Annotated in this window: 17 protein-coding genes and 1 pseudogene; 10 read left to right on the top strand and 8 right to left on the bottom strand. The window is 68.7% G+C overall.

The window, feature by feature from the left end:
* Window positions 1-11 precede the first annotated feature (11 nt).
* Genes EAS64_RS05185 through EAS64_RS05175 form a run of 3 tightly spaced genes read left to right on the top strand, consistent with a single transcriptional unit; the run spans window position 12 to window position 4925 of the window.
* Window positions 12-1706, top strand: a complete 1695-nt coding sequence (locus tag EAS64_RS05185) for an AMP-binding protein (RefSeq protein WP_145851513.1) — start codon at window positions 12-14, stop codon at window positions 1704-1706.
* Window positions 1703-4096 carry a bifunctional salicylyl-CoA 5-hydroxylase/oxidoreductase gene (locus tag EAS64_RS05180; RefSeq protein ID WP_145851512.1) on the top strand — a complete coding sequence of 798 codons (2394 nt, stop codon included), beginning with the start codon at window positions 1703-1705 and terminating at the stop codon, window positions 4094-4096. Before EAS64_RS05185 ends, EAS64_RS05180 begins: the two co-directional genes overlap by 4 nt.
* A 1-nt stretch (window position 4097) precedes the next feature.
* Window positions 4098-4925, top strand: coding sequence for a PaaX family transcriptional regulator (locus EAS64_RS05175; RefSeq protein WP_246115528.1), 828 nt, complete (start codon window positions 4098-4100; stop codon window positions 4923-4925).
* A gap of 118 nt (window positions 4926-5043) precedes the next feature.
* Here the strand turns inward: EAS64_RS05175 and EAS64_RS05170 are convergent, their stop codons facing one another.
* Window positions 5044-5889 carry an oxygenase MpaB family protein gene (locus EAS64_RS05170; protein WP_246115527.1) on the bottom strand — a complete coding sequence of 282 codons (846 nt, stop codon included), beginning with the start codon at window positions 5887-5889 and terminating at the stop codon, window positions 5044-5046.
* 204 nt (window positions 5890-6093) lie between these two features.
* Window positions 6094-6900 carry a FadR/GntR family transcriptional regulator gene (locus EAS64_RS05165; protein WP_222849005.1) on the bottom strand — a complete coding sequence of 269 codons (807 nt, stop codon included), beginning with the start codon at window positions 6898-6900 and terminating at the stop codon, window positions 6094-6096.
* Between the two features lie 500 nt (window positions 6901-7400).
* Between EAS64_RS05165 and EAS64_RS05160 the strand changes: the two genes are divergently transcribed.
* The 4 genes from EAS64_RS05160 to EAS64_RS05145 are packed head-to-tail and all read left to right on the top strand — an operon-like array spanning window position 7401 to window position 12496.
* Complete coding sequence (locus EAS64_RS05160) at window positions 7401-8759, top strand: ABC transporter substrate-binding protein (protein WP_222849004.1); 1359 nt, start codon at window positions 7401-7403, stop codon at window positions 8757-8759.
* Entirely contained in the window at window positions 8756-9691 is a 936-nt protein-coding gene (locus tag EAS64_RS05155; protein ID WP_222849003.1) for a carbohydrate ABC transporter permease, read from the top strand. Before EAS64_RS05160 ends, EAS64_RS05155 begins: the two co-directional genes overlap by 4 nt.
* Window positions 9691-10563: a carbohydrate ABC transporter permease gene (locus tag EAS64_RS05150; protein ID WP_145851507.1), complete on the top strand. Its 873-nt coding sequence runs from the start codon at window positions 9691-9693 to the stop codon at window positions 10561-10563. The genes EAS64_RS05155 and EAS64_RS05150 overlap by 1 nt, the downstream gene beginning before the upstream one ends.
* Before the next feature lies 1 nt (window position 10564).
* Window positions 10565-12496, top strand: a complete 1932-nt coding sequence (locus EAS64_RS05145; protein WP_145851506.1) for a DUF8034 domain-containing protein — start codon at window positions 10565-10567, stop codon at window positions 12494-12496.
* Window position 12497: 1 nt separating this feature from the next.
* Here EAS64_RS05145 and EAS64_RS05140 read toward each other — a convergent pair whose 3' ends face one another.
* Together EAS64_RS05140 and EAS64_RS05135 are read right to left on the bottom strand one after the other, a co-directional pair.
* Window positions 12498-12959, bottom strand: a complete 462-nt coding sequence (locus EAS64_RS05140) for an SRPBCC family protein (protein WP_145851505.1) — start codon at window positions 12957-12959, stop codon at window positions 12498-12500.
* A gap of 35 nt (window positions 12960-12994) precedes the next feature.
* Complete coding sequence (locus EAS64_RS05135; protein ID WP_187365702.1) at window positions 12995-13357, bottom strand: nuclear transport factor 2 family protein; 363 nt, start codon at window positions 13355-13357, stop codon at window positions 12995-12997.
* 78 nt (window positions 13358-13435) lie between these two features.
* Here EAS64_RS05135 and EAS64_RS05130 point away from each other — a divergent pair.
* Window positions 13436-13777, top strand: a pseudogene (locus EAS64_RS05130) (ArsR/SmtB family transcription factor); the annotation flags it as partial.
* The gene (locus tag EAS64_RS05125) at window positions 13764-14246 is read left to right on the top strand and encodes an SRPBCC family protein (RefSeq protein ID WP_222849002.1); all 483 of its coding nucleotides are present in this window, start codon (window positions 13764-13766) and stop codon (window positions 14244-14246) included. The pseudogene EAS64_RS05130 and the gene EAS64_RS05125, both read left to right, overlap by 14 nt.
* 37 nt (window positions 14247-14283) lie before the next feature.
* Here the strand turns inward: EAS64_RS05125 and EAS64_RS05120 are convergent, their stop codons facing one another.
* The 3 genes from EAS64_RS05120 to EAS64_RS05110 all read right to left on the bottom strand — a co-directional run bounded on the left by EAS64_RS05120 (window position 14284) and on the right by EAS64_RS05110 (window position 17125).
* Window positions 14284-15747 carry an arabinofuranosidase catalytic domain-containing protein gene (locus EAS64_RS05120; protein WP_145851502.1) on the bottom strand — a complete coding sequence of 488 codons (1464 nt, stop codon included), beginning with the start codon at window positions 15745-15747 and terminating at the stop codon, window positions 14284-14286.
* 123 nt (window positions 15748-15870) lie between these two features.
* A complete protein-coding gene (locus EAS64_RS05115; RefSeq protein WP_145851501.1) occupies window positions 15871-16797 on the bottom strand; it encodes a gamma-glutamyl-gamma-aminobutyrate hydrolase family protein in 927 nt (308 codons plus the stop codon).
* 4 nt (window positions 16798-16801) lie between these two features.
* Window positions 16802-17125 (bottom strand): type I glutamate--ammonia ligase, encoded by a 324-nt coding sequence (locus tag EAS64_RS05110; RefSeq protein ID WP_222849001.1) that lies wholly within the window; start codon window positions 17123-17125, stop codon window positions 16802-16804.
* A gap of 10 nt (window positions 17126-17135) precedes the next feature.
* Between EAS64_RS05110 and EAS64_RS05105 the strand changes: the two genes are divergently transcribed.
* Window positions 17136-17345: a hypothetical protein gene (locus EAS64_RS05105; RefSeq protein ID WP_145851499.1), complete on the top strand. Its 210-nt coding sequence runs from the start codon at window positions 17136-17138 to the stop codon at window positions 17343-17345.
* 159 nt (window positions 17346-17504) lie between these two features.
* Here EAS64_RS05105 and EAS64_RS05100 read toward each other — a convergent pair whose 3' ends face one another.
* On the bottom strand, window positions 17505-20270 hold the full coding sequence (locus EAS64_RS05100) for a LuxR C-terminal-related transcriptional regulator (protein ID WP_187365701.1): 2766 nt from the start codon (window positions 20268-20270) through the stop codon (window positions 17505-17507).
* Window positions 20271-20822: the final 552 nt, after the last annotated feature.

Raw genomic sequence — 20822 nt, 5'->3', positions numbered from 1 at the left:
GGATTACGCCGATGCCGCCTGCCGCACGCCTGTCACCGTCGGCGCACGTCGACACTTTCACCCGCGACCACCTGCCGCCGGCCCACCGGTGGCCGGTGATCGAGTTCACCACACAAGAGCTCGTCTACCCGGACCGGCTCAACGCCGCCGCCGACCTCGTCGACGTGCCCGCGGAAACGCTCGGCGCGGACCGGCCCGCGCTGCGCACCCCGCAGGGCGAGACGTGGACCTACGGCGAGCTGCGGACCAGGGCGAACCAGGTGGCGCAGGTCCTCACCGAGGACCTTGGCCTCGTGCCGGGTCAGCGCGTGCTGCTCCGCTCGCCGAACAACCCATGGACGGTCGCCGCCTGGCTCGGGGTGCTCAAGGCGGGCGGCGTCGTGGTGACCACGATGGCCGCGCTGCGCGCCCGTGAACTCGGCCCGATCGCCGAGCGCACCCAGCCGTGCGTCGCGCTCGTCGACCACCGGTTCGCCGACGACGCCAACGCCGTCCGGGACACCGTGCTGCCGTCGATGACGGTGATCACCTACGGCGGCGACGCTCCCGGTGACCTGACCGTCCGGGCGGCCGCCAAGTCAGGCGAGTTCACCAACGTGGCCACGGCGGCCGACGACGTGGCGCTGCTCGCGCCGACGTCGGGCAGCACCGGCATCCCGAAGCTCACGATGCACTTCCACCGGGACATCCTGTCCATCGACAACACGTTCGGCCGCCACACGCTCAAGCTGGCGCCCGACGACGTGGTTGCCTGCACCGCACCGCTCGCGTTCACCTTCGGCCTAGGCATGCTCGTCGTCTTCACGCTGCGGGCGGGCGCCTGCGCGCTGCTGATCGAGCAGGCCACCCCCGCCAAGCTCGCGGAAATCGTCGCCAGCGAGAAAGTCACCGTGCTGGCGACCGCGCCGACCGCGTACAAGGCGATTCTGCGCGACGGCCTCGAAGGTAAGCTCGCCGGGCTGCACAAGGCGGTCTCCGCGGGCGAGCACATTCCGCAGGGCACCTGGGAGCGGCTGCGCGACAGCATCGGCCTGAAGGTCATCGACGGCATCGGCGCCACCGAGATGCTGCACATCTTCATCGCCGCCGCGGGCGACGACATCAGGCCCGGTGCGACGGGCAAGCCGGTGCCCGGCTTCCGCGCCGCCATTCTCGGCCCGGACGGCAGCGAGCTCGGCCCCGGCGAGCCGGGGCGGCTCGGCGTGATCGGGCCGGTCGGCTGCCGCTACCTGGACGACGAACGGCAGCGGAACTACGTGTCGGGCGGCTGGAACGTGACAGGCGACGTCTTCTGCAAGGACGCCGACGGCTACTTCTACTACCAGGCACGCAGCGACAACATGATCGTGTCCTCCGGCTACAACATCGGCGGCCCCGAGGTGGAGGCCGCCATCGACACGCACCCCGACGTCCTTGAGTCCGCGGTGGTGGCCCGCCCGGACACCGAGCGCGGCTCGGTCGTCTGCGCCTTCGTCGTGCTGCGGGAGGGAGCAGCGGCGGACGCCGCGAAGGCCAAGGAGATCCAGGACCACGTCAAGAACGTGCTGGCCCCGTACAAGTACCCGCGCGATGTCCGGTTCACCGCCACGCTGCCCCGCAACGCCAGCGGCAAGCTGCAGCACTTCGCTCTCCGGGAGATCGTCGAGAAGGAGCAGGCGGGCACTGTTCGTCAGGCGGGCACTGTTCGAAAGGAATCCCTGGCATGAAGATCGCCGTAGTCGGCGGCGGCCCCGGCGGGCTTTACCTCGCCGCCCTGGCCAAGCAGCTCAACCCCGCCCACGAGATCACCGTCTGGGAGCGCAACGCACCCGACGACACGTTCGGCTTCGGCGTCGTCTTCTCCGACGAGACCCTCGGCGGCATCGAGAACGCCGACACGGAGTTCGCCGCCGCGATGGCGCAGCGGTTCGCCAGGTGGACCGACATCGACATCCACTACCAGGGGCACAGCCTGACGGTCGGCGGCCAGGGCTTCGCGGCGATGAGCCGCAAGGAACTGCTTGCCCTGCTGCAGGCGCGGGTGCGCTCCCTCGGCGTCACCGTCCACTACAGCACCGAGGCGCCGGATACCGATGAGCTGCGCGCCAGCCATGATCTGGTGGTTGCCGCCGACGGCCTCAACTCGCGGGTCAGGGCGCAGTACGCCGATGTGTTCGGCCCCGACCTGGACCGGCGGCGCAACAAGTACATGTGGCTCGGCACGGACCGCGTCTTCGAGGCGTTCCAGTTCTTCATCAAGCAGACGGAGTGGGGCACCATGCAGGTGCACGGCTACCCCTACTCCGCGGGCGGCTCCACGTTCATCGTGGAGATGCACGAGGACGTGTGGCGCCGGGCCGGCTTCGACGCCACGGAGCACACCGAGTTCCCGCCGGGCACCAGCGACGAGCAGGCCATCACGCGGCTGCGCGAGCTGTTCGCCGACGCGCTCGACGGCCATGAGCTGTACGCCAACAACTCCAAGTGGCTGAACTTCACCACTGTCCGCAACGAGCGCTGGCACCACGGGAACCTGGTGCTCGTCGGGGACGCCGCGCACACCGCGCACTTCTCCATCGGTTCCGGCACCAAGCTGGCGATGGAGGACTCGCTTGCGCTCGCGGCCTGCCTGCACGAGCACCCGGACGTGCCGTCCGCGCTCGCCGCGTACGAGGCCGAGCGCCGCCCGGTGGTCGCGTCCACGCAGCGCGCGGCGCAGGCGTCGCTCGAGTGGTTCGAGAACATCGGCATGTACACGGCCAACGACCCGGAGCAGTTCTCCTTCAACCTGCTGACCAGGTCACGGCGGATCACCTACGACAATCTCCGCGAACGGGATCCTGGCTTCGCCGCGCACGTCAACGCCGCGTTCGCGGCCCAGGAGACCGGCGGCGATACCGCGGCACCGGCGATGTTCCAGCCGTTCCGCCTCGGCGGCCTCGAGCTGAAGAACCGGGTCATCGTCTCCCCGATGGACATGTACTCCGCCGTCGACGGGGTGCCAGGCGACTTTCACCTGGTCCACCTCGGCTCGAAGGCGCTGGGCGGCGCGGGCCTGGTGATGACCGAGATGGTGTGCGTTTCTCCCGAGGGCCGCATCACCCCGGGCTGCACCGGGCTGTGGAACGAGGAGCAGCGCGACTCCTGGGCGCGGATCACCGCGTTCGTCCACGAGCGGTCCACCGCGCGGATCGGGCTTCAGCTCGGCCACTCCGGACGGAAGGGCTCCACCCGCCTCATGTGGGAGGGCATGGACGAGCCGCTGCCCGAAGGCGGCTGGGAAGTGACAGGGCCCTCCGCGCTGCCCTACGGCCCCGGCTCGCCGGTGCCGCGTGAGCTCACCCGCGCGGACATGGACCGGGTCGTCGCCGACTTCACCGCGGCGGCGCGGCGCGGCGCGCAGGCCGGCTTCGACCTGCTCGAACTGCACTGCGCGCACGGCTACCTGCTGTCGTCGTTCCTCTCACCGGTCGCCAACAGGCGCACCGACGAATACGGCGGCTCGGTGGAGAACCGGCTGCGGTTCCCGCTTGAGGTGTTCGACGCGGTGCGCGCCGCCTGGCCCGCGGACAAGCCGATGATCGTCAGGATCTCCGCCACCGACTGGATGCCCGACGGCAACACCGAGCATGACGCCGTGCAGATCGCCCGCGCGTTCATCGCCCACGGGGCGGACGGCATCGACGTGTCCTCCGGACAGGTCGCCAAGGACGAGCGGCCCGCGTTCGGCCGGTCGTACCAGACTCCGTTCGCGGACCGTATCCGCTGCGAGGTGGCCGCGGAGGCCGGGGTGGCGGTGATCGCGGTCGGCGCGATCGCCTCGTACGACGACGTCAACTCGATCCTGCTGGCCGGCCGCGCCGACTTGTGCGCCGTGGGCCGCACCCACCTGTACGACCCGCAGTGGACACTGCACGCCGCCGTCGAGCAGGATTACCGCGGGCCGGCGGCCGCCTGGCCCGACCAGTTCGCGGCGGGCAGCCGCAAGCCGCCGTCCGCCCGCACCGACGCGGTGCGGCCCCGGCTGTCGCTGCTGCGTGCCGAGTCCGACGAGCAGGTGCACATTCGATGGACGCCTTCGCCCGCGCTGACCGCCCTGTCTGCGGCACCCTCTTAGGGTGGCAATCTCGGATAACACCCGGCTTGGCCAGTTGATCCTCACGCTGTTCGCCCTCTACGGGCGCGCGGAGGACAACTGGCTATCGGTGGCGGCGATCGTCGCGCTGATGGCGGACCTCGGCGCGGACGGTCAGGCGGTGCGGTCGTCGGTGTCCCGGCTGAAGCGGCGCGGCGTCCTCGACGGCGATCGGCGCGGCGGCGCGGCCGGCTACTCGCTCACCGCCCCCACGCTTGAGCTGCTCGCCGAGGGCGACGTCCGGATCTTCGACCGCCCCCGGGCGACCAGCAGGGACGGCTGGCTGGTGGTCGTGTTCTCGGTTCCCGAGTCAGAGCGCGACAAGCGGCATGCGCTGCGGACCAACCTGACCCGGCTCGGTTTCGGCACGGCCGCGCCAGGCGTGTGGGTCGCGCCTGGCGGCATCGCCGCGGAAACTAGGCACACCCTGGAGCGCCGCGGCCTGTCGGAGTACGTGGACCTGTTCGCGGGCGACCATCTCGCGTTCGGCGACCTGCGGTCCAAGGTGCGCCAATGGTGGGACCTGGACGAGCTAGCCGCGCTCTACGCGCACTTCCTGACCCGCTACTGCCCCGTCCGCGAACGGATGGCGGCGGGCTCGCTCACCATGGCCGAGGCGTTCGGCATCTACCTGCCGATGCTTACCGAGTGGCGGCGGCTGCCGTATCGCGACCCGGGCATCCCGCTCACGCTGCTGCCGGAGGACTGGAACGGCGTGGCCGCGGGCGAGCTGTTCGGCGCGCTGAACGCCGCGCTCGGCTCACCCGCCCGCGATCACGCATTGAAGGTCATCCGCGCGACGGGGCGCTGACGTCCTTGCTGCGTTACTGCGTTACTGCGACCTGTCCCTTACTGCGTTACTGCGTTACTGCATTACTGCGGCCTGCCCCATGCCGCACTGCGACCTGCCCCGTACTGCGTTACCCGCCTTACTGCGGTCTGCCGCGCATGGCCCAGCGGATAGTCCGCACGATCGCGTGGCCACCCGCGGGCGCGAGCACCGGCCCCGCGAGCGGCAGCCAGGGAAGGCGCAGCTCGCGGCGGGCCCAATCGGGAAGCTCGGCGATTGCCGCGGCGGCGAGGGCCGCGTACGGGCCGCGGGCGGCAAGCGGCAGCGGCGGGTCGGAGATCAGGAACCGCGCGGCCTCGAGGGCCTCGGGAATGGCGCGGGTTTCTGGCTCGTACTCACGCAGTGCGGCGTCCAGTTCGGCCCGGGTACGGGGCGGGTCTGGCACGCCAAGCGCGGTCGCGACCCGCGCGATGTCGCTGACGTAGCCGTCGCACCCCGCGTCGTCGAGCTTGTGTGCGCCGTAGCGCTGATGGCAGCGCAGGAAGCTGTCCGCCTCCGTGACGTGCACCCAGCGGAGCAGGTGCGGGTCGTCGGCCCGGTAGGGCCGGCCGCCGGGGCCGGTCCCGGTGACCTGGGCGTGGATGGCGCGGACGCGATCCACGGCCCGCTGCGCGTCCTGCTCGGCGCCGAACGTGGTCGCCGCGAGGAACGTGCTGGTGCGCTGGAGCCGGCCCCAGGGGTCGTCGCGGTAATCCGAGTGGTGCGCGATTGCGGTCATGGCGACCGGGTGTAGCGACTGCAGCAGCAGCGCCCGCAGGCCGCCGACGAACATCGCCGCGTCGCCGTGCACCCGCCTGATGGGACGGTCAGGTGCGAACCAGCGCGGTCCGGGAGTGCCGTGAAAGCGTTCCCGGGTCGCTGGCCCGGACGGGCCCGCGACCCGGAGGAAAAGCGCTTCGCCAAGTCGCTGCTGAAGCGTGCTCACTGGCCCCCCTGTCTGGCCGATTACACCAGGCGCGTTACGCCTCACCGAACGCGCCGGAGCCCGAAACGTATTCCGGCAGCAGACGGGTCGCTGCCTGCCCGCCATGACCAGCCGTCAGGGTGAGGCGCCTCCACGCGAGACCATCCGCGGCCTGACGACCGGCCGCGACGAGCGCTTTGCGGTCGCATTCTTCCGCTGGCGCGGCTAGCCGCCGAACAGGCGACGCTGGATCTCCCGCTGGTAGTCCTCGAGCGTCTTGTCCAGGTGCACGGTGGCGAAGTGTGCCGCCTGCTCCGGCTCGCCGTTGCGGATCGCCTGGTAGATGGCTGCGTGTTCCTCGACAGCTTCTGCCGCGTGACCGCCGAGCGTCCCGTGCAGTCCGATGGTGGCCGACTGCATCAGCAGTCGCCTGGCTTCGCGCACCGCAGCCAGGAGGAACGGGTTGTGCGATGCCGCGGCGATGCTGTGATGGAAGTCGTCGTCGCCGCTGCGGAACAGTTCCGGCTGCGCCGTCGAATGCCCCTCACGGCACAGGTCCGCGGCCGCCTCGATGGCGCGCAGCTCCGTCGGTGTCGCCCGGGTGGCGGCGAGGCGGCTCGCCTCCGATTCCTGGACGCGACGGAATTCGAACAGCATGTAGATGTGATCGAGATCGGTCGGCAGGAAGAAGCCGCCCCAGCGCATGCCGAGCATTCCGTCGTCGTCGGCGACGTAAAGCCCGCGGCCCTTTTGCGCCTTGATCCGGCCGAGCGCTGAGAGGATCTTGATCGCCTCGCGCACGACCGTGCGGCTGGTCCCCAGCTGCGCGGCGATCTCGTTCTCGGTGGGCATCCGGTCGCCCGGGCGCAGCTGCGACCGGGCGATCAGCTCCAGGATCTGCTCGGCGATCAGCTCGTAGCCCGGCCGGTAGGCCCCACGGCTGCCCGCGGCATCGCCGGTGCCCGCGGGTGACCGCGGGGCCGGTGCCGCGGCCGTGCCTGCTGCCGTCTCTCGGCTATCGGCCTGTGTCACACCAAAGAGTATGACTTGTTCTTCTTGCGGCCGCGTCATCCATCCAGCTCCGAGTCATCGACCGCGTCGGCACAATCCGAGGGCGGCTCTGGTCTGCGGCGATCGTAACATGGCTAGCCAGGTGATGATATGAGTACGACTCATTTTTCTGCCGTGATCGTCGGATGACCCACTCCTTGGGCCGATTGCCCCGGCTTCGGTCGGCAAAGAGGTGAAATAAGTCTGCTTCTCACCTCTTGACGACATCCCATAAGTGCGTCTTAATGAGGCAAGCAACATCGACGTCACGTACGGCAGTCCGCGTTGACTGTCCGTCACTGCTCGCTAAAACGGGCATCTATAAGTCATACTCATTCGAATCTCTCGGTTGTCCTCCGCCGCGTCGGCGGCCCGGGCGACTGCACAACGAAGTGGAGGTATCGATGGCCCTTATCAGCCGTGCTCCCCGCGCGCGAAGACGACCGAGAGTGTCGTGGGCGCGGGGAGCGTCTGCGGCCGGCGTGATCGCGCTGGCGGCTGCCCTCGCCGCCTGCGGGAACAGCAGCAGCAGCAGTTCGCCGACTGCGACAGGCAGTTCGTCGGCTGCGACAGGCAGTTCGCCGAGTGCGACAGGCGCTTCAAGTGCTCCGGCGACCGGCAAGGTCGGCGGCTCGCTGACCGTCTGGGTCGACGCGGTCCGGCTGCCGGCGGCGCAGGCTTACGCCAAGGCGCATCCGAATGTGAACGTGAAAATCGTCACCTTTGACGGCGACGGCAACGGCGCGACGACGATGCAGACCAAGATCCAGCTGTGGAACCGGACCGGCAGCGGCTGGCCGGATGTCATCTTCAGCGAGCAGGTCAACGACCCGGTGTGGATGGCGGAGAAGCCGTTCGACTTCGCCGAGCCAGTCAAGGGCCTCATCCCGGACAGCGTGCTCAGCCAGTGGCCCGCGCCGTCGACCGCCCAGTGCACGGTCAACGGCACGCAGGTCTGCGTCCAGGACAACCTCGCCCAGGTCGTGCTCTGGGTGAACAAGAAGCTGATGGACCAGTTCGGCTACACGGTTCCGACGACCTGGCAGCAGTGGGCGGCGCTCGGCCAGAAGGTCGCGACGGAGCACCCCGGCTACATCGTCGGGAACATCGGGGACTCGTTCAGCCACTGGATCTACCTGTGGGGCGACCAGTGCCCGCTCGAGCAGCTGACGGGCAGCCAGCTCCTCATCAACGCGGCGGACACGCACTGCACCCGGATGGCCAGCCTGCTCGACCCGCTGATCAAGGGCGGGGCGCTGCCGCCGCTGAGCGTCTTCACCCCTGACTTCGCCAAGAAGTACGGCGGCGCGGCCGACAAGGTCCTGATGATGCCGGGACCGAGCTGGTACGCGACCTCCCTCTTCCGGGACACGCTGCACATCCCGGCCGGGCAGATCACCGCCGCGACGCCGCTGCAGTGGGAGAACGAGCCGATCACGACCGGCCAGGTCGGCGGCGGCCCGTGGATCATCTCCAAGCACTCCACGAACCTCGCGACCGCGGCCGACTTCGTGACCTGGGCCACGACGGTCTACAACCCCGACCCGACGGGCGCGAACGCGAGGGCCGGGTACCCGGCTTACGCGCCCGTGGCTGCCAAGTGGCTGGCGGGCATGGCCACCAACTCCTACTTCGCCGCCGACCCGACGCCAGCGCTCAAAGCAGCGGCGGCGGATATCTGGAAGGGATGGAGCATTGTCACCTATCCGGACCAGCCCGTCTGGTCCAACACCGTCGTCACCGGGCTGGTCGCAGGCAAGTCGCTAAGCTCGCTGCTGCCAGCGTTCGGCAGCGCGCTCGCGCAGGCTGCGCAGGCAGCCGGATACCAGGTCACTCAGTGAGTTCGTCCGCTCTGACCTCGGCCCGTGCGGAGGCCACGCAGCCGCGTGGCCTCCGCGCCCCGCGGATGCGCGGCCGCCGCGTACCGCGGGGGCTGCCGTTCATCCTGCCGTACCTGCCATTCCTGATCCTGTTCGGCATCGCGCCGATGCTCTACGCGCTCGACCTTGCCTTCACGGGCGCCGACGGCAGCTGGACCGGCTTCCACAACTTCGCGCGGACGTTCACCGACTACCGCTTCGTTCCCGCGTTCGAGCACATTCTGCTGTACACCGGCGTCTGGCTCGGCACGCTCATCGTCTTCGTCGTCGGGCTGGCGCTGCTGCTCCACGGCCGCGCCAACCGGGTCTCGTCAGCCTTTCGCTTTCTCTTCTACATGCCGGGTGCGCTGGCAGGCGCGGCATCTGTCCTCGTCTGGCTCTTCATGCTCGACCCGGCCGTCAGTCCTGGGTCATTCCTGCTGCGAATGTTCGGGGTGGATCTGTTCGTTCAGTCGATCGCGCCAGGGAACCTGCCGTTCGTCTTCGCGATGATCGCGTTCTGGACCGGTGCCGGCGGCTGGATCGTCGTCATGTACGGCGCGCTGAACACGATCTCGCGCGATCTGGAGGAGGCCGCGCGCATCGACGGGGCCGGCCCGTTCACCATCGCCCTGCGGCTCAAGCTGCCGCTGATCCGCAAGTGGATCGCCTACATGACGATCCTGTCGTTCGCGACAGGGACGCAGCTCTTCATCGAGCCGCAGCTGGTAAACGAGGCGAGCCTCGGCCTCGTCCCCGACACCTGGTCGTCGAACCAGCTGGCGTACCAGCTGGCCTTCCGGTACGGGGACTTCAACGCCGCCGCCGCCATCGCCGTCGACCTGCTCATGATCGGCCTGGTCGCCGCGGTGCTGATCGTGACGCGCACCGGACTGTTCCGGAGGGAGGACTGATGCGGATCACCGCACGCGGCCTGCGACTGGTAATCCTCGCGGCGTTCGCCGTCTTCTTCGTGGTACCCATCCTCTGGCTGATCCTCGCCCCGACGAAGACCGACGGCGCGCTGGTCACGAGCAGCCCGCTCTCGTTCGGCAGCTTCCGCCAGATCGCACTGGCGTGGGACCACCTCGACGCCTTCAGCGATCACATCTACCGCACCTGGATCGGCAACTCGCTGCTGTACGCGCTCAGCGCGACGGCGATCGTGCTGGCGACGGCGATCCCGGCTGGCTATGGCCTCGCGCTCGGGAAGTTTCCCGGCCGCAGGCTGGTGCTGACCCTCACGCTCGTGGTGATGATCATGCCCGCGGCGGCGCTCGTGCTCCCGATCTTCCTCGAGCTCAACTCGCTGCACCTGATCGGCAGCGTGCTCTCGGTCATCCTGCCGTTCGCGTTTTTCCCGTTCGGGGTATACCTCGCGTATCTCTACTACGCGACCGCTGTCCCGCGCGACCTGCTCGACGCGTCGCGCGTGGACGGCGCCGGCGAATGGCAGACATTCCGCCGCATCGCGCTTCCGCTCGCGAAGCCCATCGTCGCCCTCGTGTTCTTCTTCAGCTTCGTAGCCGACTGGAACAACTTCTTCCTCCCGTACGCCGTCCTCGCGGACTCATCGCAGTACCCGATCCAGGTCGGCCTCTCCGACCTGCTTTCGTCAACTCCTTCGTTCAACCCGGCCTCTGGCGGCGGCGGTCAGCAGGTGAACATCTTCCGGCCGGAGCTGGCGCTCGCCACACTGCTCGCAGTCATCCCGGTCGCGATCGTGTTCCTGCTGTCGCAGCGCGCGCTGGTGCGCGGGATGGTCGGCGGGGCGGTGAAGGAGTGACATGACGCATGTCGACATCGCCGCCTCCGTCCCCCTGCTCGAACCCCCTGGCTGGGCGGTGGCCGAGCGGGGACTTTTCGACCTGCTCGACTGCGCCTGGCGCCGCTTCGCGCGTGATTTCACCGACCCGGACGGCCGGCTGAATTACCGGCACACGCTTACCTCAAGGGACGGCGTCGACGACTTCTACGAGACGTTCTTCAACTGGCCGCAGCTTTACCTGCTCGGCGGTGCCGACGACTTGCTTGCCGAGTCAGAGCGCCACTGGACGGGAGTCACCGCTCAGCTCACCGAGCTCGGCATGCTCACCGACGAGTACGAGCGCGGCTACGACTGGTTCCACCAGAGCGAAAGCCTGCTCCTGCTGTACTTCCTCACCATGGCCGACCCGGGCAGGTGGACGGAGCGGGCGGTACGGTTCGCGGAGCTGTACGTCGACCCCGCCCACGGTAATTACGATCCGGAGCGCCGCATCATTCGGCGCCCGCACAACGGATCGGACCCCGGCCGCCGCGGCCTGTTCGACGGGACGCACTATCCGTGGACCGACCGGGAGGAGAAGAGCTACGGCTGCCCGCTCGACTGGCTGCTGCCGCCGGGCGCGCCGGTGCCTGAGCGAGACGCCGACCCGCGGCTGACCACCGAGATGAACGCCAGGATCGGCGTGGGCGACACGGCGGTGAATCTCGCGGCCGCCGGGCTCGTCATGAACGCGTGGATCCTCACCGGCGACTCGCGCTACCGGGACTGGATCGGGCAGTACGTCGGCGCGTGGCGGGAACGGGCCGCCGCCAACGACGGGGTCGTGCCGGACAACGTCGGCCCGGACGGGGCGGTCGGCAGCCAGCTCGAGGGGCGCTGGTACGGCGGCCACTACGGCTGGTCCTGGCCACACGGCTGGTACAGCGTCGGCTCTGCCACCGCCGTGGCCGCGCTGGCCGCCGCCACCGCGACCGGGGACGACAGCTACCTGGACCTGGTTCGCCCGGCCCTGGACGCGGTCATCGCCCACGGCACGGTGCAGCCGTTCGCCGAATCGGACTCCTCCATCCGGTCGAAGTGGTACCCGCAGCTTGGCCCGGCGGTGACGGTGCCGACGCTGCTCGTACCGTTCCGGCACAGCGACCGGGGCTGGTTCGACTACAACCCGATGCTGGCGTCGGTCCCGATGGCCCTGTGGCACCACGCAGGCGAGCCCGCCGACCTGCGGCGCCTGGCGGACCTGCGCGAGCGGTCAGGATACGACTGGCGGACGGTCCGCTCCTTCCGCAGCAAGGAGGAGGCGGGTCACGAGGAGCCATGGTTCACGTTCCTGGCCGGCGACAACCCAGACTACCCGGAGAAGATGCTGGCCGCGGCGCAGGCCCAGGCCCGCCACCGGCTCGCCCGGATGCGGGCCTACCGGGGCGGCGACGTCGCAGAGGCCGACATTCACCTGTGGCAGCAATCAAATCCCGTGGTCACCGAGGCCCTGGTGCAGCTCACCTGGGGCGGCCCGCAAGTCATCTACAACGGAGGCCTGCAGCAGGCCAGGGTCCGCTACCACGATGCCATCCGCCGCCGCCCTGGCCTCCCTCCTGGCGTGGCCGCCCTGGTATCGAGCATCGATCCTGAGGCCACCGTGGTGGAACTGGTCAACCTCGACGCGGGAGGCGAACGCCGGGTGATCGTCCAGGCCGGCGCGTTCGCGGAACACGTCATCGAGGACGTCCGCTACACCGCGTGCGAGGACGGTTCCTGGCTCGGCGACCTCTACGACTACGGGCACGGCGACCCGGTCGTTATCGAGCGCCAGGCGGATGTTGGCGCCCCGTATCTCGCCGTGCGCCTGCCCGCGTCCACGCGCGTGCGGCTGACCCTGCGGCTGACGATGCGCGCTCGGCGCCCGTCGTACGCAAGCCCCTTCGAGGATTCGGTGAGCCCTGCGAACTGACTCAGCTGACTTGCCCGAACGGAGTTCCCGTGCCGGTCTCGGCGTAGGCGGCCAGGCTGGCAAGGAAATGCTCCCATCCCTGTGCCACGAGTTCGGCCGGCAGCCCGCCGTGGCGGAACTCCAGCTCGGATTCCGCCGGGCCGCGGGAGGCGAGCATAAACTCCAGCAGCGTGCCCGCCCACTCGCTGTTCCTCGTGTGTTCCACGCAGGACCAAGCGACCGCGGACGGCCGTCGGCGTGTGGTGACGTGCATGACCATTTCCTCGTCGAGCCCGGCGAACCCGAAGCGCAGCTTGCCGCCGGCGGCTGCCGATCCGGTCACTTTCGTGGTCCACCAGTGACGCGGGCCGTCCACGGTTGCGATGGCGTCGAACACGCGCTCCCGTGGCGCGCCGATGACCAGGCGCCGGGTGTATTCAACGGGGTGGCCGGCGGCGTCGGCCGGTCGCTGATCTGGGTTCATCTGCCTGTTCCTCCGAGCGGGTCAGGGCGCGCACGTCAGCCGACGAAGCCGGCGGCGCGGAGGGCGGCGGTGTCGTGCACCTGCCGGATGCGGGTGATCTTTCCGTTCTCGACGGTGAAGTGCTCGGCCACCCGAAGTGTCCCAAGCCCCGGCACGTCCATGTCGTACAACAGCATTCCGTCGCTGCCCGAGCTCATCGCCGCCAGCAGCTCGGTCCTGGTGGTCAGCGACCCGAAGCCTTCGAGCGCGGCGGCGAAAGACCTGGCGTCCGGATAACTGTTGACTGGCACTTCCACCCTTAGGCCCGGCGCGAGCAGCGAGGCTGCCTGACCGAATTCGCCGGAAGTCCAGGCGTCGTAATAGCCGCGGATTACGGCTCCGGTGTCCTGTGGGCTCATGTGGCCTCTCCGTTTCCTGCTGCCGGGGTAGCAGCATCGCACAAGTGAAGACTTGTATAAGCTACGACGCCAGGTTACACAAGTCAAAGCTTGTGCATGAGTATGATGGACGTCGTGACCGAGGCCGCGTTCCATGCGCTCGCCGAACCGCACCGGCGGGACATCCTGCGGCTGCTGCGGGACCGGCCGCAGTCGGTCAGCGAGATCGCCGGGCAGTTCGACATCACTCAGCAGGCAGTCTCCCTGCACCTGAAGGTGCTCAGGGAGGCCGGGCTTGTCGCCGTCCGGCCGCAGGGCAGGCACCGGCTGTATGCGGTGCGCCCGGAAGGACTGGCCGGGCTCCGCGACTTCCTCGCCGAGTTCTGGCCCGACAGCCTGCAGCGGCTCAAGCGTGTCGTCGAGGCTGATGATGGACGCTGACCCGGTCACCGCTACCGTGCATATCGACGCACCGCCAGAACGGGTGTGGGATTACTTCACCAAGCCCGGCTTGCTTGTCCGGTGGATGGGCGAGTACGCGGTGCTCGAACCCGAGCCGGGCGGCCAGTTCACAGTCAACGTCCAGGGAGCGCCAGTGCGCGGCCGGTTCCTGCGCCTCGACCCGCCGCGGCTGCTGCTCATCAGCTGGGGCTACGCCGGCTCGGACCGGCTGCCGCCCGGCGCGAGCACGGTGGAGATCCGCCTCACCCCCGCCGGCACGGGCACCCGCGTCGACCTTGAGCACCGGCAGCTGCCAGCCGCGGAGAAGCCAGGACACGGCGTCGGCTGGGTCCATTACCTGGCCAGGATCGCTGCTGCCGCCACCGGAGAGGCCGGTCCTGACCCGGGCATGGGGCAGCCGCCGCCACCGGAGGCCGAGCGGGCGCCCGGCCGCCACCAGTCACGGTGACGGCCGGGCCGTTGCTCGGTGCCGGATTCAGGACTGACTACGGCACTGACCATTTCTGGTTGGAGGCGCCGCTGCAGGACCATATCTGCAGCTGCGTGCCGTTGGTGGTGCTCCCGTTGGGATCATCGAGGCACTTACCCGAGGCGGGGTTGACCAGTGCCCCGTTCTGCGCCGTCCACTGCTGGTTGGAGCCTCCATTGCAGGTCCACAGCTCGACGAGCGTGCCGTTGTTGAAGTTGGCGCCGGTGATGTCCAGGCAGCCGCCGTCGATGGTGATGGTGCCGTTGGCGTTGACGGTCCAGTTCTGTGCGGGGGCGAAGCCGTCGCACGCCCAGATCTGCACCTTGTTGCCGTTGGCGCCGCTGCCGTTGTTGTTGTCCATGCAGGCGGAGCTGCTGACCCCGGACACGATCGTGCCGGTAGCACCGCCGCCGCCGCTTCCGGTGTTGTAACCGGCCGCGACGATGTTGGCCTGGACCGAGGCCTCAGTGGAGGCAGAGGCATAGCCGGTCGTCATGACGCCCTCGTAGAAGGTGCCGGCCGCGCCCTTGCTGTTGTCGCCGCCGATGCCGAGAATGATCGCGCCCTGCTTCTTCATCGGGTTGTAACCCGAGGGCCGCACCCCGCTGAAGTCGGTGGCGAGGCCGCCCGACTGGGCGTTGCCGCCGAGGATGGCCCACTGGTTCTGGCCGCCCTCGATCATCGCGGTGGTGAACCGGAAATTGGTGGTCGGGTCGTTGGAGTTAAGGTGCACGGCGGTCCCGGAGAACAGCCCGTTCTCCATGTCGGCCATGATCCACGGGCCGTTGCCCGAGCCGAAGCCCCAGACCTTGATGTTGCCGAAGTAGATGGCCTCCATCGTCCCGGCGCCGTCGTCGTTGTTGTTCGTCTCGGCGTTGCCGTAGTCGAAGCAGCAGCCGCCGTTGAAGTGCGTGCCATCGAAGATGGCGTACTCGCTCTCCGAGTTGTTGCCGGTGACGATGTTCCTTGTGCTGTCGTCACGGTAGCCGTCGCCCGCGGCGATGAAGACCCCGTACGCCTTGTGGCCGCCGACCGTGACCTGTGCCGCGGTCGCGTTCGCGAGGCCGTCGGGGCCGCCCGCGGCGCCGCCGCCCGGCGCGTCGGTCAGGTTGTTGCCGTTGCCTGACTGGTCGAAGATCTCGGTGATGACGCAACTGGTGCCTGAGCAGAAGGAGTCTTGCGTCGCGGCGTTGGCCACGCCGCCGGCGCTGAGCGGTGAGATGTTGGTCGTCGCGTTGTCCGAGGAGCGCCTGACCTGGTACAGCGGCCCGCTGTAGGCGGCGTAGAGCGCCCGGGTGGTGCTGTGCGCGGCCACGCACGGGGTGCCGCCCGCGGCGTAGATGTCACACGGCTCCTGCGTCGCCGCCCGTGCCGTGGTTCCCGTGCCGCCCGCGAGCAGGCCGCCTAGGGCCAGCGCCGCCGCCGCCGCGAGCGTCAGCAGGGCTTTTCTCGTGTGCCGGAATCTTGGTTTGACAGTCATCGTCGAATCTGCCCTTTCCTGCTAAGAACCGGATTGCCGTTCTTCCGCGGTCGCCGCCTGCCCGTTTACCGGCATGGTGAAATACGCGAACGGCAGGCGGGCGAACTCTCGCCTGCATTGATGTTAGCGATCACATCCTTTCGCTTCGAAAACATAAAAGCCTTGTCTGATTGCTTCTCTGCGAGTGTGAGCGCTAACAACACGACTGTCAACGGGCCAATTTAGATCAGCCAAAACGGGTGCTTGCTTCGCCCGATCCCCGTCACCGGAGCCGAGTCCGGCCAGAGCAGCCGAGTAAGGCCGTAAGATCCGCGCTCCGCCGTCGAGCCTGTCCCGGCAGGCGTGCACGAACTCGATGAACAGCCCTAGCTCCTGCGGATCGTCGGGGAGGAGTTCCGGGTGCCACTGGACGCCCAGGCACCACCGCGCTTCCGGCAGTTCCATCGCCTCGACGCCGCCGTCCGCGGCACGCCCGGTGACCTCGAGCCCGGAGCCGACCCGGTTCACCGCCTGGTGATGCAGCGAGTTCGTCTCCTTCGCGTTACGGCGGTAGGCGCGGGAGACCAGGCTGCCTGGCTCGAACTTGACCAGGTGCCTGAAGGCCAGTGCCTCGTCACGGTCAGCGGAGACGGGCGGGTGCTGCGGGCTGCTGCCCGCGATGTCGCCGTGCAGGGTGCCGCCGAACGCCACGTTGAGCAGCTGCATGCCACGGCAGATCGCGAGCACCGGGAGATCACCGTCAACCGCGGCCTTGAGCAGCGCGATCTCCCAGCGGTCACGCGCGGCGGAGGCGCCCTCGCCGATGTCCTCAGGCTCAGCGCCGCTCACCTCGGCCGCGAGGTCCTCACCGCCGATGACCAGCAGGCCGTCGAAGCCGCGCAAGGTCTCCGCCGTGTCGGTGCCGGCCGGCGGCTGCGGGGTCAGGTAGACCTGTGCCCCCGCACGCTGGAGCGACTGTGCGTACTGGACTTCCACGCCGAACATGTCGCGCAGGACCGGCCCGAAGACCTCACCCTCGCGCCGCCACGTGGTCACCAGGATCCTGGTCATGTCATCACCCAAGGTCGAAGAATCGCTGCAGTTCCGTGTCGGGAACCTTAGTGCGGAACGCGTCGTACTGGCTCTGCCTGGTGGCGGTGAAGCCCTCGATGAACCGCTCGCCGAGCCAGTCGCGGGCGAATTGCGACCGGCGCAGCCGGTCGATCGCCTCCGGCATGGACCTGGCGTAGTCGGGCCCGCCGCCGCCCTGCGCGTACCCGTTGCCGGTGACCTCGGGCGCGGGCTCGGCCCGCTCGATAATGCCCGCGACGTCGGCCGCGAGGGTCGCGGCCACGATGAGGTAGGGGTTGGCGTCGGCGCCAGCCAGCCGGTTCTCCACCCGGATGGTCTTGGCGTCGCGGCGCGTTCGACGCGCCGCCGACGTGGAGGCCAGGCACCGCCTCTGGCGCGCCGCCTATTTCGCGGCGTCGCCGCAGGAGTTCCCGCACACCACCCGCCTGGCGGCGCTGCTCTACCCGAGCCTTGACGACCAGTTCGAGTTCGGCATCGACCTGCTCATCACGGGCCTGCGCCGGCGCGCCGGCCAGCCGACTGCGTGAGGTTCAGGGACCTGCAATTGTCTGAGAGTCGGGGTGGCCGGACTCCCCAGTCTGCACCCACCCCGACTAAGCCCAGCCTGACAGCAGGAACGGCCGGATAGCCTCAGCCAAATTGCGTATCCGCGCGCCTTGCCGCAACATCATCCCGCGGCTGCCGCGTCATCTCGCGCCCGGCGCCGCGGATGCGAGCGCGTCCCGCAACGCGGCGCGTGACGTCACGCCGAGCTTGGGGAAGACGTGACGAAGGTGCGTGGCAACGGTTCGTTCGGAAAGGAAGAGCCGCTCGGCGATGTCCTTGTTCCGCATGCCGCCCGCCGCCAGGGCCGCGATCTGCTCCTCGCGGGCGGTCAGCGGTTCTGAGCCGTGTGGCACTCCCCGCGTTCTAGCCTGCCCGGTTGCGCGGAGTTCCTCCACCGCGCGTGCGGCCCACGGGCCGGCCCCAAGCCATTCGAATCGTTCGAGCGCGTCGGTCAGTTGCGCCCTTGATTCGCGGGTGGCGCCTGAACGTCGCAGGCGTTCGCCGTAGATGAGCTGGAGCCTGGCGTGTTCGAAGGACCAACGGTCGGATTCGGCTACCGACAGGGCCTCGGCGAACAGGTCATGTGCCGCCCTGGCATCGGCCGTCACCATTGCCTTACAGCCGGTCACGATCATTCGCAGCCGCGGCGAGATGGCTGCGATGCCAGCCGCTTCCATGGCCGCGACGTGCGCCGCCGCCTCGGCACGCCGGTAGGTCCTGATGCAGGACTCAACCAGGTCGAGCGCCACGTACAGTACGTGCGGAGTATGCGAGGGAAGATGTCCGGCCGGGGCGATCTGGGTCGCGCAGCGATAGGACTCCTCAGAGTCCCCGGCCCCGGCAGCGGCCAGCGCGCGTGCCTGCCAGGCGTAGCACTCGATCGCCCGGACATGACGCGGGATCGCCCAGGCGAGCATCTCGTCGGTCACCGCACGCGTTCGCGCGAAGTCGCCCTGCGCCGCGGCGACCGACGCCTGGATAAAGCGGGCCACGTACCCGAGCAGCACGTAGTCGCGCTCTTCGCATAGCCGCAGGCTCTCGGCCGCGCATTCCGCCGCCTCGTCCCACTGTCCCGTCTGGAAGTTGTCGATCCCCAGCATGTTCAGGCTGTGAATGGCGGAGACAACAGGGCCGCCGTCCGCGTGCCCATCGCGCACGACCTTCCTGAGGGCGCCGCGGCATCCCGCGAGGCGGTCGACGAATAGCGCAGCAAGCGCAACCCGGATCACCTCCACCGAGTCGTCGGCCAGGTTGTCGATCGCCACGGAAAGGCGGCTCAGTGCCTGCTCGCTCGCGGACACCGGATCGGCGAATGTCTCGCCGCATACCCGCAACGTTTCAGGTACTGCCGGACCGAGTCGGCCGATCGCCTCATGGAACGGCTGCCACAGCGCGGGCCGCCCGCCGAAGAAGCAAGTCACCATCAGGGCGTACAGCGCCACCTCTGGCGAACTGTCGCCGTCCAGGCGGGTCACTGCCCCGACCGCACCGACAAGCAGCCGGTGGGACCCATCCAGGTCACCGGCATTGGTCATCAACAGGTAAGAGGCGGCGATCTTGGCCTCTACCGAGTCGTTAAGATCTCCGTCCTGCCGCAGCGCGTCCATGAGCAGGCTGGAAGCGCGCAGCCGTTCGCCGGACACTCCCACGCCCGTGATGGCCGCACGTGCGAGTCGCCGGCCTCGCTCGGTGGGATCCTCGCTGAAGCCCGAGGCGCGGGTCATCGCGGCTACCGCTCCCGCAGCGTCGCCATTTTGCAGACTCCGCAGCGCCGCGTTTTCCAGCTGGCTCGCGATGCGCTCGTCGGGTTCGCGTCCGGCGGCCGCCGAGTGCCAGGCACACCGGTCCGGGTCGTCGCTGAACAGGGTGGCCAGATCATGGTGCGCGGCCCGGAGTTCCTCGTAAGAGGCCAGCTCGATGATCGACGACCGCACCAGCGGATGGGTGAACACAAGACGATGCCAGAGTTCGTCCAGGTGCAGCAGGTGGGCCCGCTCAGCCATGGCCAGCGGGTCCGGGCCGGGCTCGGGTCCGCGTGCCGCCTCAAGGACGCGTGCGTCCCCCGTCCCGTCGAGCGCCGCGAGCAGCAGCAGCCGGCGGGCGGTGTCCGGGAGTGTCGCGAGGGTCGCGGAAAACACGGAAAGCAGGCGGGGTGTCAGTGGCAGTGCCGCTGGGAGCGCCGCGCTTCCCGCGCGCTGCGGCTCGCTCAAGGCGTCCGGGAGATCAACCAGGGCAAGCGGGTTACCTCGTGCCTCGGCCAGGATGCGCGCCCGCACGTGAGCCCCGAGTGCGGGAAAACGCGATGTGAGCAGTTCCCCGGCCGCTACTTCCGTCAGTGGCGCCAGCTCATGCACGGGCAAGCAGGAATCGTCGAAGAAACTGTCCGCACCGCGCCGCGATGACCCGAGGAACCCGATACGGCTTCCGGACACGCGGCGTGCCAGGAAGCCGAGTATGTCCGCGCTCAGCTGGTCAAGCAGCGGCAGGTCATCGATGACGATGAGAAGCGGTGCGTCCGCTCTCACCGTGTGCAGCAGCTCGATCACGGCGGCCGACACCTGCAGCCTGTCCGGAATACTGCCGTCGCCGGCTCCCAGCGGAGCCCTCAGCGCGCTGCGGTGCATGTCCTCCAGCCCGGCGCAGTAGCCCGTGAGGGGGATTAGCAGCTGATTGAGAACGCCGAAGGCGACATCCGTCTCCGACCGAACCCCCCGTCCACGGAGAACCGTGATCCCCGCTGCCGCCGCCATTTCCGCTGCCAGGTCCAGAACAAGAGTCTTCCCGGCACCAGGCTCCCCGGACACGATTAGCGCGGCGCCAATATCTGCCGTTTTTCTGAGAAACCTTTGAATCAATGACAGTTCGGCCTCGCGACCCACGGGCGACGGCGCGATTTCTTCGTACATAGAGCCCCCCAGGCCGAGTCCTTCCCCCATAGCCGCCACCCTGCAGCCTTTGCTCATAGAGCCTGAGCCTGCCACATTACATATGGCTAACAAGCGGCGCTAGGTGTTATTCGTTCTTTAGAGGCGTGCGCTCACATTTATGTGAATCGCGCACAAAATCTGCACTAACCCGCAACACCAAGCATTGGACGCCATCACCTAGGGATAAGACCGCACGAGCCCGCACAAGGCGCCGGTCATACTGGGGCTAATCAGTCAAAGCAGGCGTGGCGGGATCGGCCTGTCGCGGCAGTCGCCGCCGCCTCGGCGATCGCTTCAATGGCGAACGGAGAATCACCGATGGCTGAGGGGATGTAGCACCTGTTCCTTCCCATCGCCGGCGGCAGGGTTCGCCGTGTACGCAAGGAGTGCCGGGTAACGCTTCCCACCTGGACGGGATTCAGGACCCCTTAGAAGGCGAGCACTTGCCAGGGCTTGACGGGAAACGGTGCAGCCTAACGACCGTTAGGGGTTAGGTCTACGGGTCCAGTCGACGCGGCATCCGGAATGTCA

Source organism: Trebonia kvetii (assembly GCF_007827045.1).
Taxonomy (GTDB): Bacteria; Actinomycetota; Actinomycetes; order Streptosporangiales; family Streptosporangiaceae; genus Trebonia; species Trebonia kvetii.
This window is presented reverse-complemented; position numbering and strand designations above follow the sequence as displayed.

Bases quoted from the DNA above. Each gene is read 5' to 3' on its own strand.
- EAS64_RS05185 (WP_145851513.1), top strand. From the start codon at position 12: ATGCCGCCTGCCGCACGCCTGTCACCGTCGGCGCACGTCGACACTTTC.
- EAS64_RS05180 (WP_145851512.1), top strand. From the start codon at position 1,703: ATGAAGATCGCCGTAGTCGGCGGCGGCCCCGGCGGGCTTTACCTCGCC.
- EAS64_RS05150 (WP_145851507.1), top strand. From the start codon at position 9,691: ATGCGGATCACCGCACGCGGCCTGCGACTGGTAATCCTCGCGGCGTTC.
- EAS64_RS05145 (WP_145851506.1), top strand. From the start codon at position 10,565: ATGACGCATGTCGACATCGCCGCCTCCGTCCCCCTGCTCGAACCCCCT.
- EAS64_RS05140 (WP_145851505.1), bottom strand. From the start codon at position 12,959: ATGAACCCAGATCAGCGACCGGCCGACGCCGCCGGCCACCCCGTTGAA.
- EAS64_RS05135 (WP_187365702.1), bottom strand. From the start codon at position 13,357: ATGAGCCCACAGGACACCGGAGCCGTAATCCGCGGCTATTACGACGCC.
- EAS64_RS05125 (WP_222849002.1), top strand. From the start codon at position 13,764: ATGATGGACGCTGACCCGGTCACCGCTACCGTGCATATCGACGCACCG.
- EAS64_RS05120 (WP_145851502.1), bottom strand. From the start codon at position 15,747: ATGACTGTCAAACCAAGATTCCGGCACACGAGAAAAGCCCTGCTGACG.
- EAS64_RS05115 (WP_145851501.1), bottom strand. From the start codon at position 16,797: ATGACCAGGATCCTGGTGACCACGTGGCGGCGCGAGGGTGAGGTCTTC.
- EAS64_RS05100 (WP_187365701.1), bottom strand. From the start codon at position 20,270: ATGTACGAAGAAATCGCGCCGTCGCCCGTGGGTCGCGAGGCCGAACTG.